We start from the raw sequence: 17,389 nt of genomic DNA, 5'->3' as shown, positions 1-17,389 counted from the left end.
AACAGCCACCTCTCAGCACCTGCTAGCTTGCGGGCGGCTCGACAGCGGCGCTGAGCATTCAGCCCGTTCCCGACGGCGTAGAGGAGGCTCCGCCGGTTCAAGTGGGCGGTGCGCCATCCCCCAGGCTCTGGGCACGCATCGTTGCGTTACGCACCGCATCAAGATCCCATCACGACATCACATGGCGAACAATTGCAACTGCCCTTCAGTGTCGGCATCCGCAGCCTCCGACTCCAGGTCCGGCACAGGCTGTTCCACCGGCGATGCGTCCTGCGCGTCGTCGAGATCGTCCGAAGCACCCGGTTGGCCCGCCGCCCCCTCTCCTGATTCCGCATCCTCCGCCTCATCGTCCTTCGGTGTCGGCAGGACGTACTCTTGCGCGAGGCCAGCCAAGTGGAGCGGCAGGGGCAGGGCGAGAGCCTGGTCGTAGTCCAAGGGCTGGCGCAGAACGTGGGTGAGGAGCGCGAGGGACTTCGGGTCGTCGCCGTCGTCCCGGTGGCAACCGAGGACGGCGATCTCCAGCAGTCCCGGCATCCAGGCGGCCTGGCCGGTATCGATGGTGGGTTCGCCCTTGCGCTTGCCCTGGGCGATCGGCCGAGGCGCGAGCTTGTCGGCGGTTACCGCCGCGTGCTTGAACTGTACGGGCTTGGCCGTCGTGCTGAAGAAGACTCGGGCGTTCTCAGCGGTGTTTTCCGGCGCCCACAAGCCCTGTTGGATGCCGTTCGCCTTGCCCTCGGGGGCTCTCCCCCACCACTGCGGTGTCTCGTTCCGGGAGCCTGCGCGGACCCGGACCAGCCTCAGGTCGGGGTCGAGGCGACGAGCGGGTGCGAGGCCGTCTTGCAGGCGATCCCGTTCGACCCGGCCGTCTTGGAGCCAGGTCCAGTGCGAGCGAGCGTTGTGGGCCTCGGCGAACAGGACGGTCGGCGCGGTACGCAATGATGCACGCAGGCCCTGGAGCCACTCGGCGGCCTCGCGGCGCTGCCGTTCGCGTTCTTGGTAGCGCTTCGGGCGCTCTGCATCACTTTCCGTCTGTGCTTCCGACGAGTCGGCGGATTGGTTCTGTGGTTCGCGCTGGCCGGGCACAACGGGCTTGACCTCGGCCTTTGTGGTCAGCCTCAGCAGGAGTTCGGGGTAGGGGACCCACGCTCCGGCGCCGGAGCGCGCCTCGGGGTCCCAGCCTTCGACGCGGGCCGCGCCGGTGCCAGCCGGATCCGGGGTGACCATGACGCCGACCGGGAGGTAGGCGGCCCAGCGATTGCGGGTTGTACGGTTCTTGCGGACCATCCACAGGGCAGCATGCCGCAGTCCGTCGGGCAGTCCGTCCTCTGCGGCAAGCCGTGGGACAGTGCGCGCGCCGAGCTGGCGCAGGCCGTCGTTCCAGGCACTGAGCGTGCGGTGCCTCAGGCTGGACGCTGTCTCAGCGCCCTTGCCGTTCTCGTCACCTGTCACGGGCACGGTGGTGAACTGTGTAACGAAGCCAGCCTTGGCGCAACCGAGTCGCATGGCGAACTTCGGGTCGTGCAGTCTGCTCGGGTAGGACGCGGCGCGGCCGATCTCCACGAGGGCCAGGGCCGGCGCGTCGGTGGTGCGTTCCACGGCCAGCCACTGTGCGGCGCTGTCGCGGCGGGCTGCGGTGGCGGCGGTCACCTGAGCGTCCTTGATGCGGGTGCCGGTGGGCAGGTCAAGGGGGGCGATGAGGCTGTCGGCGGTGCGGTCACCGAGCGCGATGAGCGGGCGCAGGCAGTGGACCCGCACGGTCAGCTCCGGAGCAGACCATTCGTGTACCACCGGTGCGCCAGCCGTGGCGTCGTCGTACTGCTGTGCGGTGAAGGACCCGCCGTCGCCCTTGAGGCCCAGATGCTCGGCGAGGGAGGCCAGAGCGGCGTCGCGCAGCCGCGGCGACTGCCACAGCAGCCGTGCCTCAAGCACGGGAGCGCCGGCCCGGCGCGCCACGCCATCGAGGGCGTCGAGCGCATAGGCTGTCGCTAGCCTGCGCTGAGTGCACCGCTCCGCGTCGACCGTCTCCTTGTCCCCCTTGGGGATGTTCGCGGGCGCGCCCCTGTCGATCAACGATAGGTCCGGCGCGCGGCGTAGCTCGGGCGTAAGGGCGCCCTCCGCCCAGGCAGTGAGCTGCGAGAGCTGATGTGACATGAACCCGGGACCCACATCGTGCCGTCCCATCGCGGTGCGGTACAGGACACCGGCCCGGGCGTCGTCGCGCAGCCAGGACACGGGATCGGTCAGGATCGCGGCGGCGTCCGGGAAGGGCTCACCCAGGGGCAGTCCGGCAAGCATCGCTGCGGGGCCGCCCGCGCGCCACCGGTCGGCGAAGTCGCCCGTCTCGCCCAGGTCCTTGTCCCAGTAACGCTCCAGACCGGCGATGGCGAACCGCTCGCTGCGAGGCGTGCCCGGCAGGAATGGCCTGCGCGGACGCAGCAGGACTGTGGTGCTCGCACCCCACGGGAGGTGCAACCGGCCCGTCTTGGCGCTGGTACGAGTGGCCCAACGGCGAACCGACCAGCGGAGGTTGAAGCGCAGCAGCGGGTCGAACGGCACGGTCTGAAGCGTGATCGACAGCGTTACCGACCACCAGGAGTCATGCTTTTCGTCAGGGCCGGGAAACCGGATCGGCTCGGAGACGAGTTGGGCACCCTGGTCACGCGGTCCGCGCGGCATAGCTCGGAAGATGAGCTGCCCACCGTCGTACGGGTACGGGTCCAGGGCGAGGATCCGGCGGGCCAGCCAGTCGGGGCTGAGGCTGTACTGGTGCGGTGACGGACGCGCGGTGCCGCCTGGGGTCGTGTCACGCGGCATGAGTTCGTGGTGGACGGTCTCCCAGCGCGGTGGATGGGCAGCCAGTTCTGCGATGGTCTCCTTCAGCAGGCCGCGGTACTCGATCTCGGGCCGCAGGTCCCGCAGCCAGTGCTTGAGCACCGTGTCCAGGACCGGGCCAGGGAGCGGGTCGGGGAGGTCGGCGGGCGCACACAGCCAGTGGGCCGGCGCGTCCCGGTCACGGTCGTGGAAAGGGCGTGGCAGCGCAAGGACGTCGGGCGCGAACGCCTGGAGGACCTGTTCCAAGCGCCAGGTCGGAGCTGTCCTCCACGCCTCCTTGCCCGCTGCCACTTGGGGCGCGTTGCACAGGGTCAGAACGGCATCCCGCCACTGCTCAGGGAAGGGCAGGACGCGGTAGGGCGCGGTATGAGAGGCGAAGGCGTCGGTCGGGCGCCAGGCTGTGGTGCGGGCGGAGCGGTAGACGGGCGGCATGGGACAACTCCTCGCGAGCTGAGGCGGGGGTCAGCGGTGGGTCATCGTGCTGAGGGCGTTGTAGAACGGCTGGTACAGGAGACGGACCAGCGCGCGAGCCGCCGCATCGGGGTGGGACGATGCGGAGTCGGGCTCGGCCTGTTCGCCGCGTGGCCGGTCTGCCAGGTAGGGGTCGAGGATGCCACCGAGAGCATGGAGCAGGCCGTCGGTGCCCGGCACATCGGTCACGGAGGACTGCTGGCCCGCGCTGCCGGGTGCGAGCTGCCTCGCCAGGCGCGGCGAGAAGGCGGCATCGACAAAGACCACCCGCGCGGGCACTCCGCCGCGTACCAGACGGCCGATGACCTGCCACAGCGTGACAAGCTGGTCCCAGGCAAAGGCGCGCTTCTCCCAGGCGGGCAGAGAGCTGTAGGCGTACCTGCGGTTGAGCAGTCTGCGCCATTCGCGGCGGCCCTGGTGGCGCAGGGCTCGGGCCGCTTCGTCCAGCGACCCTTCCTTTTCGATGAGTTCGGTGAGCGTGTGCGGGCCGTCGAGGCTGTCGCGGCGCGGCTCGTCGCGCAGCATGCCGCTCAGCCAGTCGTTGACTGCGAAGACGGACAGGTCGAGGTCGTCGGGGCGGGGGTGCGGGCGGACCAGGAACAGGGCCGTGCCGAAGGCCGCTTTGCCCTCCTCGTTGAGGATGTTGTGGCCACGCTCGACGGCCAGCAGCGGAGCGACCAGGACTTCTGCGGTGTCATCGTCGGCGAAGCGGGCGACGTCGCCACGCCTTAGCGTCGCCGGAGTCTCGTCAGGCTGCCCGGGGGCGGTGCCGGCTGGTCCACCGCTGCCGCGGGCTTCGTCGTCCGGGATCAGCGCACTCACCTTGCCGCGCCAGGCGTCAAACCGGTGCAGTGCCTCGGCCACTGCAGTAGCTTCCCGGTAGCTGCCTACGAGGATCAGCGCTCGACGCCGGGTCGACTCGGGGATACGGCTGATCTCCTGGCCCAGCACCGAAGTGCCGCCCAGGCCAGGTTCACCGAGCCGCCGAGCCATCGCGACCGCTTGGGCGAGCCGGTCGCGCGGCGGTGTGCCGGAGAGGCTCATCGGGCGGCCGTCGCGGTCGTAGAGGAAACGGGTGGCGAACGAGGTTCGGGCCACGGCAGCCAGGGACGCGTCCGTGGGCTTGAGGACCAGGCTCACCGGGACGCGGACGTGGGCCCGGCTGGACTCGCCGGCCCAGCTGGTACCGGACATCAACACGACGTGCGGGCCGCCAAGGCCGGTGGCCGGGTCGGCGCCGAGGCTGTTCAGATTCAGCAGCAGCTCGCGCCCGACTCCCGCACACCGGAAGAAGCGCAGGGTGCCGCCGCGGCGGCCGGCGTCGTCGCGTTCCTCGCCGTCCGGGAGGTACTGGTAGCCGAGGATGTTACCCATGGGCGCCTCGGGCACCAGCGGGGCGTAGTCCAGCGGGACGCGCCGGGCCAGCTCCCTGCCCTGGGAGTCCAGTCGGAGGGCGGCCTCCACATGCGGCCACAGAAACGTGAGCCGCTCAAGCCGGTGATGCAGGGTGCTGAGTAGCAGGAGGAAGGAGAGCCGCAAACACAGGGCATCCCACCAATCCTGCGTTGGCTCGGGCGGAGGCGTGGCAGCTGCGGGCTGTTCCGCCCGTACCTCCTCCGTCACTTGGTCGACGAGCTGACCGGCTAGCTTGCGCACCCGCTCCTTCGTGCGGCCTGCTGCCATATGGTGCAGAAGAGCGTCGGCCGTGTCAGCGAGGACGCGGCTGAGCGGGTCGAGGGCTTCGCCTTCCCCGAACGGATCGTCGCGGAAGGCGTCCCAGGCTTCCTCAAGCAGGCGGCGGACCGGGGAGAGCGCGAGGTGCGGGGAAGGGCGGGGCTCTTGCGCCACGTCGTCATAGCCCTCGTAGAGCTCAGCGCTGTCGGCAGCAGTGTCGTCTGCAGCGGACGCCTCCCGTGCGGCCTGACCCTGCACACTTTCGCGGTAACGTTGGGTCACGTCGCGCAACAGGTCGTCGAGCAGGCTCTGTTGGAGCGTCCACGGACTGAAGTAGGCGGGATCAGCCCACTCCCTGAGGTCTTCGTTCTTGATCAGCAGAGCGCAGAGCGGGTCGACGGCAAGAGTGACGGTACCCAAGGCCCGATTCCATTGGGCGACCTGGCCGTCGGTCAACGGGAGGCGCGCCCGCCTGCTCAACTCTTCAATCTTGTAGCGGTTGAGCTGGTCGAGCCAAGAGTCGGTGTCGGGGCGGACCAGGGTGCCAGATGGGGTGAAAAGGCGGTCCAGTGCCATCTGGACGCTGTCCGCCTCGTCCACGAAAATCAAGTCGCTGCGCAGACAGGCCAGTTCCAGCTGACGCAAGCGCTCTTCATTGAGGTGCGCGGGCACCTGGCTCTGCACCAGGCTGGCCGGGTTGGCAACCCAGATCAGAGCGTCGACTTGCGCGCGGGCAGCCGCATGGCGCGGGCACTCAGCCCACAGAGGGCAACCGTGCGGGCGGCCGGGCAGGCGGTCCTGGGCATGGGACATGCGGGGAGCGGCAGCCCTCCGATCGGGAGCCCATTGCTCCAGAACGACCGTTTCCGGTTCTGCCGCGCCGCGCTGTGGCTCAGGGTGCAGCCGGGTGCATGGTGCGTCGCGGAATTCCAGCGTGTCACCCTCGATGCCGCGCAAACCGCTCACCGGGCACGCGGTGCTCAGCAGGTCGAAGCCGGGGTCATCGTGGTCGAGTAGGTTGTCGAGCCCTCGGGCGGAGAGCCGTCGGTGGAGACGCTGGACGTGCTGCTCACGTGTGGTGGCGCCGAGCACCGGCGCGACGGCGATGCCGAGGAGGTCAAAGAGACCACACAGCCGTAGCTGTTCGGCGACATCGCCGACAACGAGCGTGGTGCGCAGCGGGATTGCACGCCGGGCGGCCCATACGGCCACCAAAATCATGAAGGTGCTCTTGCCCGCACCGACCATGCCGGCCAGGTGGACCATTCCGGCCAGTTCGACCTCGTCGGCCTCGGTATAGTCCATTCGCACGGCATCGCGGGGTGCGAACCTGACCCCCTCCAGCCGCTGTTCCCAGTGACCCGGATGCTGGGCCCCCGCCTCACGCTCGCGCTCGTCCATCCATCGCGCCGTCGCACACAGTTCGGCGCGACACACGCTGAGGGGCTCGCCGCCACCGGGCCGGCCCGCGGCAAGGTCGTGGCCGGGTGGGTTGGCGAAGACGAGTTCCTCGGGAATGGTGACCGAGGCAATGCGGCGGCGTTCCTGGAAAGAACTTGTCCCTGCGGGGGCCGGTTTCAGGGCACGGGTGACCAGGCTCGGCAACTGGGTAAGAGCCTGGTCGTAGACGTCCATCCGGCGCCCGGCCACCATCGGCACCACGGGTCGGGGACCGCCGGCGGTTCCGTCAGGCGGCAGCTCGTAAGCCCGCAGCCTGTCGGAGACCAACCGGTAGGAGTCCAGCGCCTGCCGCCAGGCGCGCCTCCGGAACTGCCACAGAAGGTGCCGGGCGGCTGCGAGGGCCATGCGCTGCCACGGCTGCTGCGCCAACCCGGCACGCTGCGCGAACGGATAGCCTCCGAACAGCACGTAGGCGTCTGCGGCATCCGCCGAAGGGGCGATCAGTTCAAGCAGCCGCAGCCCCAACTCGACACGGCACAACTCGACCGGGCCGAACCCGTCCGGGGCACCGGCCTCCGACCACTCGTCCCCCAGCTCCCCCGCTACCGAATCGCACCAGACTTTCTCGTCACGCATCTGGTTCCTCCCGGCTGTCGCCGCGGGTGCCACGGCGCGAATCGGCCAGCCGCTGCCGGGCGGCCCGGATTATTTCGTCATCAGTAAGCAGGCGTACGGCAGCGGCCGCTGCGGGCCGAGCTCGCTGAAACGCCTGCTGATATCCGGGGCGCGCGCGTACCCGGTAGACAGGCACCACCCAGAACGCCTCGTCGTACGGAGGCTCGGGCCGCACGGGGCGGGCGGCTCGGCCGAGGAAGGCTGGATGCGCCCAGTCTTTGACATCGATGGCCCAGCGGTGGCCGTCGGGGAAGACCACCAGAAGGTCGTAGGCGTCAAAGCCGGGCCACATGGTGACGCTCAGGCCCAGACCGGCGAGCCGCTCCTCCAGTTCCACCTCGGCCAGTCCAGGCCCGGTGACGTGTCGGCGCAACGGGCGCTCCAACTGGTAAACAGTGCCAGTCTGGGCCGCTTCGATCAGACGGCCGACCGGTGGATCTCCCAGCCGTCGACAGCGATCCCTCTCGCACCACCACTCTCCGCCTGCAAGCGGCGTCAGCAGTGTCCCGCAGCGGCCGCACACCGCGTAGCAACCGTCCCTGCTCCAGGAAAGAGGGACCTCCGGGTAGATCAAGTCGATGAGCTCCCAGACCGGCTCCAACGTGAAGTCGCCATGCAGGGCGAAGAGTTCTTGCGCCGTCAAGACCGGCCGCCGGACCAGTAGCCCGCGGAACTCGGTGTACGCGTCCTCCTCTCCGTGACTGCGGCACCGGTCCAGAGCGGTCCGCATCACCTGCTGGTCACGATGCCGCACAGCCGGGTCAGGCGCCGAACGCTCCCATTCACTCCACTCATGGCACAACTGGGTGGGGCGATGCGAGTACGGGTCGAGCAGAACGTCGTCCGGGCCGACGGCGTCCGACGGCAGAGACAGGGGCCAGTCTTCCAATGGGATGTCGGCACACCGCTGGACGAGTTCCGCGAGCGAGGCGGGTGGCCGGAGTCCGCGGCGCAGCCAGGCGACGACCGCCCGGTCCAGGGCGAGTTGGACGACGGGAGGGTATGGCAGAGAGAAGGCGTCCAACCCAGTGGTGTGGTCCAGGACGCACAGGGCCCGGGCCACAGTGGCCAGCAGCGGGACGCCGTCGTGGGCGGCCCAGGCATCGAGCGTTTCAGCGGACGAATCGAAGGCGGCAAGGGGACTTGCGGGCACGGTTCTCACTCCAGGTGGCGCGACGAGCAACTTGACGGAGAAGGCTCGAACTTCCCTCAACCTGCGGCACCCACGCGCTCTTTGCCGGTTGCACACCAGGACAGCGCCTCGCAGTCGGTGCAGTCGTAGCCGGGTCGGGGCGCCGCGTCGTAGCGGGTCTCGGCGGACCAGGGCACGGTGTATGAGGCAAGAACGATACGAGCGTGCTCTACCGTGGCCTCGTCGCCCGGATCGAACTCCTCAAGGGCCACCCCGTCCGGGCGAAGGAGCTCCAGCTCCACGCGGGACCGTCGCAAATCGCCGCCGAGCACGCCGGTCGCCAGCAGCAGTACCGCGAGGGCGAGTTGCGGATACTTCTCCAGCGGAATGGACCGGCTGCCCGGCGGAAACGCGCTGGTCTTGGTTTCACGGACGACGACTCCGCCGCGTTCCTGGTAAATCAGGTCGCAGGAGGCGATGACCATGACGTCGGACTGTGGGTCGTGGGCTGCCACTCGATGCTGCGGGCGGAACTGCGTCGCAGCCGGATTGTCGAGCGGGCACCGGGCCCAGTGGGCCCGGAGCATCCCGAGGGCGGGAGCCAGCTCGTCCTCCGTGAGGCCCGGCAAGTGTGCGGGCAGAGGCACCTCGTGGCACGGCGGGGCGTCCGCCGAAGCGTGACGGGCGTTGAGCCAGCTGTCGACGGCCCGGCCTCTGCGCACGGCCTCGTTCTCTCGAACCGCGTTCGGCAGTTTGAGTACGCGGGTCAGGTGGTAGCGGGCGGGGCAGTCGTGATGTGCTCTCAGGTCGCTGACCGATACAGTGCGCCGCTTGCGAGGCGGCGTGGGAGGTGGAACCACGAGGAGGGCGGGCGCCCGCGGTACGGCGGGGCACTCGGGTAACACCTTGCAACCCGAGCAGTGGGAACCGGCGATGCGTTCACGGCCGTCGAGGACACGGCCGAGCCGCGGCACGACGTGTCGCTCGTGCAATTCCCGGATCTCTGCGGCGCTCCAGTCCGCGAAGGCGTCGGTGTCGGTTGCGCGCAGAAGACGGACACGGCCTTCGGTGAGGCCGGCAGAGTAGACCCGGACACGTTCTGGCCGCGGCGGTGGCGCCGGGTGCCTCAGGGCTGGGGACTGGTGCTTGAAAGAAGGAATGCGGGCCGGGATCCCGTAGTACAGGACAGAGGCGACAGCGGCGAGTTCGGGCAATGGGAGGCACTCTTTGGCATTTCCTTTGGCAGGAATGACGAGTTCGCGCAGCGTTCCGTCGCCCGAGACATACTGCCGCCCCCAGACACTGCGCTCGTAGTCGGTGATGCCGCGCACGTCGGGCTCGTCGAGCGTGCGGAACGCGATCCATGCGTCTGGGGCACAGAACGTGCGGGGGAGGTTTGCGTCATTGCGGCTTTCCTGGTCCCTGCGGCGGGCATCGAGGTAACGCTCGGCGGCCGCCGTCGACCAGGCCACATGCTGCGGCAGGCACCGCGACCGCGTCCCGCGACACCGCGCCAGAGCCTCTTCGATGTTCTGCGCCGCACCGGACTCCAGCTGGTCGAGCAGCTCCTGCGCGAGCGCGAACGGGAACTCCTCGCGCGGTGTCTTGGACGAAACGCGCTCCACAGCGAACACATCGCGGCGGACACTGAGCGCACGGTTCATCGGACAACCGGGCTCCTCGTCCCGCAGGTGACGGACCGGGATGCGGGCCAGGCGCCCGGCGCCGACCGTACCGGGGGGATTGACCCAAGGCTGCACGGTGCGGACTCCTTGCGGTCTCGGCGGTGAGGTGCATCACCGTGACAGAAGTCTGTGAACAAAGTCAAGGCACGCAATAATCTGCTGTAGCTTGACGTCTGACGGTTCGCCAGGAGAAGCGGGGAGCGTGCGTGGTGGAGCCATGGCCGGCGGGGAAGAAGCTCGCGGGCAGATTCAGCCGTGCCGGGGAAGGCGCTTGGGGCGGCATGGGCGTCGTCTACCGGGCGACCGACGACAGCCGCGCCGGGCGGGCGGTCGCAGTGAAGTTCCTATGGCCGCGAGATTCCGTGGCCGCCCTACGCGGATACCGGGCCCCCACCTCCCAAGAGTTAAGGCGTTTTGACCGCGAGTGCGAGATGCACCGACGCTTCGGTGGCCAGGGCGTGCCGGCCTTCGTCCACGCGGATCTCTCACCGCCGCGCCCGTACCTCGTCACGGAGTACGTCGATGGCGAGGACCTGCACGCTTTCCTGACCCGGAACAGACCCACGCTGTCGGCCACGGCGTGTGTGGTTGTTCCGCTGCTGGAGGTACTCGGGCGGGTACATGGGGCGGGCGTAGTGCACCGGGACGTCAAGCCCGCCAACGTTCTGCTGGCCCGGCGCGACGGCGTTGTGTATCTCACCGACTTCGGCATCGCCCTGCCACAAGACCCGACGGCAACCCGATACACCAACGGCCGGACGCCCGGCACCATCGGCTACATGGCCCCGGAGATCCACCGCGGCGAACGTAACCCGGGCCCGGAGGCCGACCTCTACGGTGTCGCCTGCATCGCCTTCCAGATGGTGACCGGACGGCTGGTTTTCGAGGCCGGCCACTCCGACTACGACTTGGCCCGCCTGCACTGCGAGGAGCGACCTCCGCTGCTCAGCGACGATATCCCCACCCTGCCATCCGGGATTGTAGACATCACAGACCGCATGCTTGCTAAGTCACCTACCGACAGGCCGCCTTTGGAACTGGCCCTTGAGATCTGGCGTCCGGTACTACCCTCGCCCGGCGACCCGGCTCCGCGTCCCGGCTTCGATCCTGACCCGACGCTGCCCCATCGCGCCGCGCACACCACTGCGGCCCCGCCCGCAACAGCATCGCCCGCCGCCGTGCGCCGCCCCCGGGTGCATCGTCGCCCCGTCGGCGGTCCTACCCGGTCCGCTCTGCGGAATCTGTGCGCCGAGGCCGAGATCGAAGTCGAACGCGGCGAACCAGGCACGGCCGTCGACGAGCTGACCGCAATGCTGGTGCGCGCCGAGCAGTGCCTCCCTGGGGCGGTCCGCGAAGTGCAGGGCGCGCGCCTCACTGTGGCCCGTGCTCAGCTGCTGCGTGGGGAGACGGCCGCCGCCGGCCGCACTTACCGGGACGTCGCCAGGCGGCTCGCGGACGCGCCGGCAGGCACGGAGACCGGTGAACTGCGGGTCCGGGCGCAGCTCGGAGCGGTCCAGGTGATGTCTGCGGAAGGGAGGCCAGTCCAGGCGGTGGCCGACGACTGGCGGGAACTTACCGAAGGACTCACGTTTTGGCCTGGGCCGGGGCCGTCCCACCAGACCATGGAATTGTGCCGGGAGGTGGGCGTCGAGGTGGAGGAACTTGCTTTGGACGCGAGGCAAGGAGAAGTGTCTCCGGGTCTGCCCGAAGCAATCCACAAGCTGCTGACCCGCCTCGACAGCCAGCTTGACGAGCCTCGCAGAAACTGAAGCCAGGTGCCTGCCAAGCCCCAGTTCCTCAGTCCCCCGTCAGCCTGCCCTGGGCCAGCAGCCCCGACAACGTGGCGGAGAGTAGTTCACCGTTCCTGTCCAGATCGGCCACCGCCTCTCGGAACCGCTTGAGCTGGCGGTAAGCCTCCCCGATTCGCCGCTGCTGCGCCATTGTCGCGCGTAGGACGCGTAGTCGGCGTACGTCGACTCGGGATGTGGCGGAGGCACGAATTCCTGCCCGCTGGTCGTTGCCTGGCGCCCGCAGACACGCGGCGAGGAAGAACGGGTCGAGCAGCGCAGGGTCGGTGCGCAGCCGAACAGTGTGGGCGCCGAGCAGGCGTGGGCCGGCTGTCTCGACCCAGACGTCGAATCCGCCAGCTGCGGTCACGACTACGACATCACCGAAGGACGTCAGAACCCCCTGCCCCTCATCTTCCAGCCCGGCGGCCTGCGCCGCCGCAACCCAGGGTTCCTCGCCACGGACGGCCCAGGGAGTGACAACGCAGAGCGCGCCCTCGGCACGCGTTCCCTGCTGGATCAGATCGTCGGCGACGGCCTTTCCGGCCGTCACGTCCAGGGCGCCGGAACGTTCCAAGTCGCCTACGACGGTGTAGCTGAGGTCGTCCGGCACCGCGGCACCCACCTCGTGGTCACGAACAGCCTTGGCGGCGTCGTCGACGTCCATCAGTGCCTTGTCCCAGCCGGCCCAGGCGCGGCGCAGTTCTACTGGCCCCACGGACCGCTCAGTCACGGTGCGGCGGGAGGGCGTCAGATCGGTGTCGTCGCTGAGTAGTTCCATGACCGGCACCCGTGTGGTGCCTGGTACGGCACTGCCACGCAGGGCCGCCACGGTGCGCTCGCGCAGACCGTCCCAGTCAACAGCCGTGCCACGGCCAGTGAGTGCCGTCGTCCGGCAGTCCGCTGCATCAACGAAGGTCACCTCGTTCCCAGGGCGCTCACGGGGTGTCACCAGCAGCCACAAGTGGAGCCCCACCCCGTGAGGCGGCGCGCTCCCAGGCGGCAGCGCGACTACGGCTCGCACGGCTCCGGATCGCACCAAACCAGCCCGGATTCGCCGTCCGGCCCTGCGCGAAGCGACACCGGGCGGCAGGACCAGCACTGCGACACCCTTGGGCTCTAGCACGGACAGACAGTGCTGCACCCAGGCCAGCTCAGGCTCGGTCCGCGGCGGCACGCCGTACACCCAGCGGGGGTCGGTCGCCAGCTCGCTGTGTCCCCAGGAACGTTCGTTGGACGGTGGATAGCTCAAAACGACATCAGCGCGGGAGGCTTGCGGCAGGGGTGCGTCACGCATTGTGTCGGCGGACTGCACGTGGCGCTCGCAGTCCGGGAACTCCAAGGCCAGCCTGGCCCGGGTCAGGCGGGCCAAAGCGGCGTCGCTGTCGACCCCGGCGAGAACAAGCGGGGGCACCTGGTCCGACCATCTCCGACCTGACGCGGCCAGCAGCGAGCCCATCCCACACGCGGGGTCCAGCACCCGACGCACCGGCGTACTGCCGTCATGCAGCTCGGCAGCCAAAGCCACCATGGTGTCGGCCAGTTGACGGGGGGTGACGGTCAACTGGCGGACGTGGACGGCGTGCCAACGATCCAGCAGCACCGTGAAGGCTTCCGCGGGTGACTGCCGACGGGCCAGCCGCACGATCTCGTCCGCAAGTCTCAGGTCTGTAGCGCCGGGGCCCGGGGCTTCAGGCGGCGCCTCCATGGTCGGGATTGCCAATCGCTCACCTGCCGAGGCCAAAAGATGGGCCATCCCATCCCGGTCACCGAGGTCCTCGATTCGTGGCCACAGACGGCCCCAGCCACTAGAGGACTCATCGATCTTGCCATGACGGAGAAGCCAGGACTCCGCGTCCGTCAGGGAAAACAGGGGGCTGGCATCCGTACCGCCAACAGGATCCGGGAAGTCGCTGTGCCGTCGCCTCCAGTTACTCACGGCGGCACGACCGACTCCAGCGAGCCGTGCGATCCCGGCAAGGCTGAGCGTGACCGGTTCGTCCTGCTGCTCCATGGTCTCTCGTCTCAAGGATGGTGTGGCTGGATGGGGCGGGCAATGACGCACTCGATGTGCGATACGACTGGCGAGCAAAGCCTACGCGTTGACTGTGTCAATGTACTCTCGGCCAGCACGAACGAGATGGGGCAGCGGTTATAGGGCCGATCATCGCCCTGCGCTCGGTTCCGCGCCTCAATACCGTCAAGGCGCGCTCGTGAGCCGTATCCAGCCACAACGCCGCACACGACCAGCACACATTCGGCAGCAGTCTGACGACCACCCCGCACCACCTTCGACGGCTCCGTCTCTAACCCTCACGTCCAACCCGATGGCACGAGACAGGGCCCCAGGTCAGCGCTGTAGATGCCACACAGAGCCACAGCGAGCGTCGGACGGCTGGACCCGTGCAGACTCAGACGTGCGTTGGGACCGATCGCGCAGTCCAAGTCACGCAGCGCCCCGTGCTGATCGCTGCATCATGAGAGAGTGCGACTGTGGCGATTGAGAGGCTCCGTGTCCTGTGCACCGCTATGGACACGGCAGCGATAGACACCTGGGGACGCATCGAGTTCGGACGACTTCCCGGGCGACGGTTCGACGAGGCGTCCGTCACGGACAACTTGCTCTTCACGCTCCAGAACCAAGTCCCTGGACTACTGACTTACCAGAGCAACCAAGTGCAAGAGCGGGATTCGGGCGCTGACTGGGAGTGGTGGATCGGAGACGACCAGGCGGGGTGGGTCTGCCTTCGCATCCAGGCCAAGCGCGTCTACGAGGACAACACCTACCGGATGCTGAAACACCCTGGAGCAGGCGAAGACGTCTTCCAGTATGACACGTTGATCAAGGGCTGTGACCCTGATCAGGCCCGCTACGCCTTTCATGTCTTTTACAACGGCTGGCCTGAGGGCACCTTCGAAGAAGGAACGTACTGGGCACCACCAGCCCAGTGGAACGCCTGTCCCGGGCTGAGCTCGTACAAGGATTGCAAGCACGCCGAGCCTCGCCACTACGGCTGCGCCATCATCGCTACAGCCGACGTCAAGAAGCTCAGCGATGACGACACCGTCGCGCCCACCGCTGCAAGATTCCGCGTGCAGAAGTACCTGTCAGCGGCCCTTCCCTGGTCGTACGCCTTCGGTTTCCCGCCCTGGGACCCCAAGCGAGAGGAGCAGCGCTGGCACCCCAGGCTGGACCGCGGTGACTGGGTCGACCGCGTCCACGGCACGCTCGATGTGCTCACACGGCGAGGCGGAGCCCGCGGGGCCAGGGACGCCTCTGGGCACCTCGGAGAGATCCCGATCGATCGAGACCAGCGAACCTTCGAACTTCCGCCGTACGTCGAGGCAATGCGCAGGAGTACCCCGGGACGCTTTGAACCAGCTTCCGAGGACGAGGCGCCTGCCGCGCGGCAGACGGTGATCATTGAGAGGAGGCCGAAGCGGACACGGAAGCGGAAGTAAGAGCCCGTTACTGCTCACTGAGCATATGGTCTGTTGATTCACATTTGATCCCGGGGCAGGTATGACGCCCGGTGAGGGCGGGCTCGCCGGTGAGTTTGCGGACCACTCGGATCGATCATCACAAAGGCGGAAAATTCGCGTAAAACGTCACCGCGACGGCACGTCACTCGGCGTGACGGTTCAACCTCATCTCAGCCCCCTCTTGTTCAGGTGAGGAGTCAGGCGTATTTTCACCTATCCACTCAAACGCAGTGGTGGCGCCGCCCGTCGGGGGATAGCGTCTTCAAGGTCCTATCGGGGACGGCATGACGCTCAGTAAGATCGCGCGCGACTTCGCCCGCGAGATCAGCAATCACGACTGGTCCGACGCGCCCTATCGGCGCGACCGCGCGGGCCACAGCCGCGCGGGCGACACCAATCGCGGCGACCGCGTCCTCTCACGGACGAGGAAACCAACGCCGTTCGCACGAACGTGATGTGGGTGACCGCCCAGGTCCTCGGGCATCACGACCCGAACTTCGACGTCTACGAGTTCGCCGAGGCGTGCGGCGTGAACACCCGTACGCGCCGGGGAGACCGCGACGGCAGCATTCGGGCCGGCGTACGCGAGCAGTACGGCCGCTACGCACGCCCCGGCTCCTGGGAGTTCGACCCTGAGTTCGTCACCACGGAGACGAGCGACTTCTACCACCGCGGCATCGACTGCGAGTGGTTCCGTCGGGGTTACCGCGGCGGCGACCTGCTGACCTTCCCACTGGACGGCGAAGTGCCGCCTAGGTGGAAGCCATGCGCCCACTGCGTCACGGCGGCCCAGGCCTGACCACTCCTCGCATCCTGGCCTCGTCCCGCTTCGAGAGAGCGGGACGGGTAGGCATTGCCCCTTCCCGTGCTGGCGACCGCCGTTGACCGCCGAGAGGCGGCGTTGTCGGTACTGATCGCTACCCTGGCAGCGTGGTGAATGACGAGGCGATGCCGTACGACGACCTGACCGACACCGAGTTCGAGGAGTTCTGCTTCGAACTCATGAAAGAGCTCGGGTTCGTCAACGTCGACTGGCGCAAGGGCACCGGCTTGAATGCAAGTCCAGCCGACAACGGGCGGGACGTCGTCGCAGAGCGGCACATCACGGATATCGACGGTGCGGTTCACGTGGAGCGGTGGTTCGTCGACTGCAAGAAGTACACGAAGGGCGTGCCGCCAGAGAAGATCATGGGGCTGCTCGCCTGGGCCGGCGCGGAGCGAGCGAACGTCGCCCTGGTAATCGCCAGCAGCTTCCTGTCGAACCCCTGCAAGGAGTACCTGAAGTCATACGAGCTCAACAACCGCCCGCCGTTCAGGGTTAAGTACTGGGAGCGCCCGCAGCTCGGCAAGCTGCTGGAGGGCCGTGACGCCTTCGTGTCCCGCTACGTCGACTCCCGGCCCCGCACAGAGGCGGAGATCGTCGCCGCGGAGGAGTACCGCACCGACAAGCTCTGGTACTACCGAAAGCAGTTGCTGTACCACTTCGTGGAGATCGGTCAGAGGCCGCCTTTGACGTCTCAGGAAGACAAACTGATCAAGGACAGTATGCGGTTCATGGAAGAGCGTCACGCGGATGACAACGGCTTCCTCATCGAGGGCGATGATCATGAGGCATGGAACGTCGCCTACCTTCTGGGTGAATTGTCGGCGCTGCGCTGGGTTCTTGGTGACGACTGGAACAACGGCGACAGCTGAGGACGAGAGATGAGCCGAAGACGGTGGACGGGCGTCGCGGTGGCCACCCTGGCGCTGGCCCTCAGCGGCTGCGCGTCGGTTGGGTATGACGGGAACACCGGTAAGCAGTGCAATCCGAGACTGATGGACTGCACCACGCCACCATCCCCGGAGCAGACCCCGGGATGCAGCACCCTGATCCTCAACGAGGCCCGGGCTGAGCTCGTCTACCCAACCAGTCGGCACCGCGAGCCGGTGTACCGCGCTTGTGACGGGTTCACTGAGCCGGTGGTCGACAACATGATTCAGAAGGCGATCGGTGAGGTCGCTGCACGCCAAAACGTCCAGGGGTAAGGCGCTTAAAAGCAGCGTGAGAGGGCCAAGCTGCGATAGGCAATCCCTTCGCTCGACGCCTGGTCGTCTTTACGAGGATCAGCCGTTGGCTTCCTGAGACTGGCGACGAGTTGCGTGCCAGGCAGTGAGCTCTTTCAGCGTTGCCGCTCCAGGGTGAGGACGGCAGCAGCGATTGACGTCATTCGATTCGGGCTGCACCGGGATCTGCGGAAAATGCGCCA

The 17,389-nt window shown here is 68.0% G+C and carries 10 protein-coding genes and 1 pseudogene; 5 read left to right on the top strand and 6 right to left on the bottom strand.

Annotated features, from left to right (window positions below; genetic code table 11):
- Positions 1–177 precede the first annotated feature (177 nt).
- Genes ACFV9J_RS38595 through ACFV9J_RS38580 form a run of 4 tightly spaced genes read right to left on the bottom strand, consistent with a single transcriptional unit; the run spans position 178 to position 9,945 of the window.
- Positions 178–3,264, bottom strand: coding sequence for a pPIWI_RE module domain-containing protein (locus ACFV9J_RS38595; RefSeq protein WP_385362600.1), 3,087 nt, complete (start codon positions 3,262–3,264; stop codon positions 178–180).
- A gap of 30 nt (positions 3,265–3,294) precedes the next feature.
- Positions 3,295–7,014 (bottom strand): hypothetical protein, encoded by a 3,720-nt coding sequence (locus ACFV9J_RS38590; protein WP_385362598.1) that lies wholly within the window; start codon positions 7,012–7,014, stop codon positions 3,295–3,297.
- Positions 7,007–8,206 carry a hypothetical protein gene (locus ACFV9J_RS38585; protein ID WP_385362596.1) on the bottom strand — a complete coding sequence of 400 codons (1,200 nt, stop codon included), beginning with the start codon at positions 8,204–8,206 and terminating at the stop codon, positions 7,007–7,009. The genes ACFV9J_RS38590 and ACFV9J_RS38585 overlap by 8 nt, the downstream gene beginning before the upstream one ends.
- 56 nt (positions 8,207–8,262) lie before the next feature.
- Complete coding sequence (locus ACFV9J_RS38580) at positions 8,263–9,945, bottom strand: PD-(D/E)XK nuclease family protein (protein WP_385362594.1); 1,683 nt, start codon at positions 9,943–9,945, stop codon at positions 8,263–8,265.
- Positions 9,946–10,151: 206 nt separating this feature from the next.
- On the opposite strand from ACFV9J_RS38580, the gene ACFV9J_RS38575 reads away from it, so the two are divergent.
- A complete protein-coding gene (locus ACFV9J_RS38575; protein WP_385362592.1) occupies positions 10,152–11,639 on the top strand; it encodes a serine/threonine-protein kinase in 1,488 nt (495 codons plus the stop codon).
- A gap of 28 nt (positions 11,640–11,667) precedes the next feature.
- Here ACFV9J_RS38575 and ACFV9J_RS38570 read toward each other — a convergent pair whose 3' ends face one another.
- Positions 11,668–13,671, bottom strand: coding sequence for an N-6 DNA methylase (locus ACFV9J_RS38570; protein ID WP_385362590.1), 2,004 nt, complete (start codon positions 13,669–13,671; stop codon positions 11,668–11,670).
- Positions 13,672–14,150: 479 nt separating this feature from the next.
- Between ACFV9J_RS38570 and ACFV9J_RS38565 the strand changes: the two genes are divergently transcribed.
- From ACFV9J_RS38565 to ACFV9J_RS38550, 4 genes are all read left to right on the top strand, one after another.
- Positions 14,151–15,119: a DUF6615 family protein gene (locus tag ACFV9J_RS38565; protein ID WP_385362588.1), complete on the top strand. Its 969-nt coding sequence runs from the start codon at positions 14,151–14,153 to the stop codon at positions 15,117–15,119.
- 305 nt (positions 15,120–15,424) lie between these two features.
- Positions 15,425–15,595 (top strand): hypothetical protein, encoded by a 171-nt coding sequence (locus ACFV9J_RS38560; RefSeq protein WP_385362586.1) that lies wholly within the window; start codon positions 15,425–15,427, stop codon positions 15,593–15,595.
- A 5-nt stretch (positions 15,596–15,600) separates the two neighbouring features.
- Positions 15,601–15,939, top strand: a complete 339-nt coding sequence (locus tag ACFV9J_RS38555) for a hypothetical protein (protein ID WP_385362585.1) — start codon at positions 15,601–15,603, stop codon at positions 15,937–15,939.
- Between the two features lie 131 nt (positions 15,940–16,070).
- A complete protein-coding gene (locus ACFV9J_RS38550) occupies positions 16,071–16,835 on the top strand; it encodes a restriction endonuclease (RefSeq protein WP_385362583.1) in 765 nt (254 codons plus the stop codon).
- A gap of 467 nt (positions 16,836–17,302) precedes the next feature.
- Here ACFV9J_RS38550 and ACFV9J_RS38545 read toward each other — a convergent pair.
- Positions 17,303–17,389: pseudogene (locus ACFV9J_RS38545) on the bottom strand (IS5/IS1182 family transposase); the annotation flags it as partial.

This window comes from Streptomyces sp. NPDC059906, from assembly GCF_042730645.1.
Classification (GTDB): Bacteria; Actinomycetota; Actinomycetes; order Streptomycetales; family Streptomycetaceae; genus Streptomyces; species Streptomyces rubrogriseus.
Note: the sequence above shows the minus strand (reverse complement) of the source record. Positions and strands in the feature narration are given on the sequence as shown.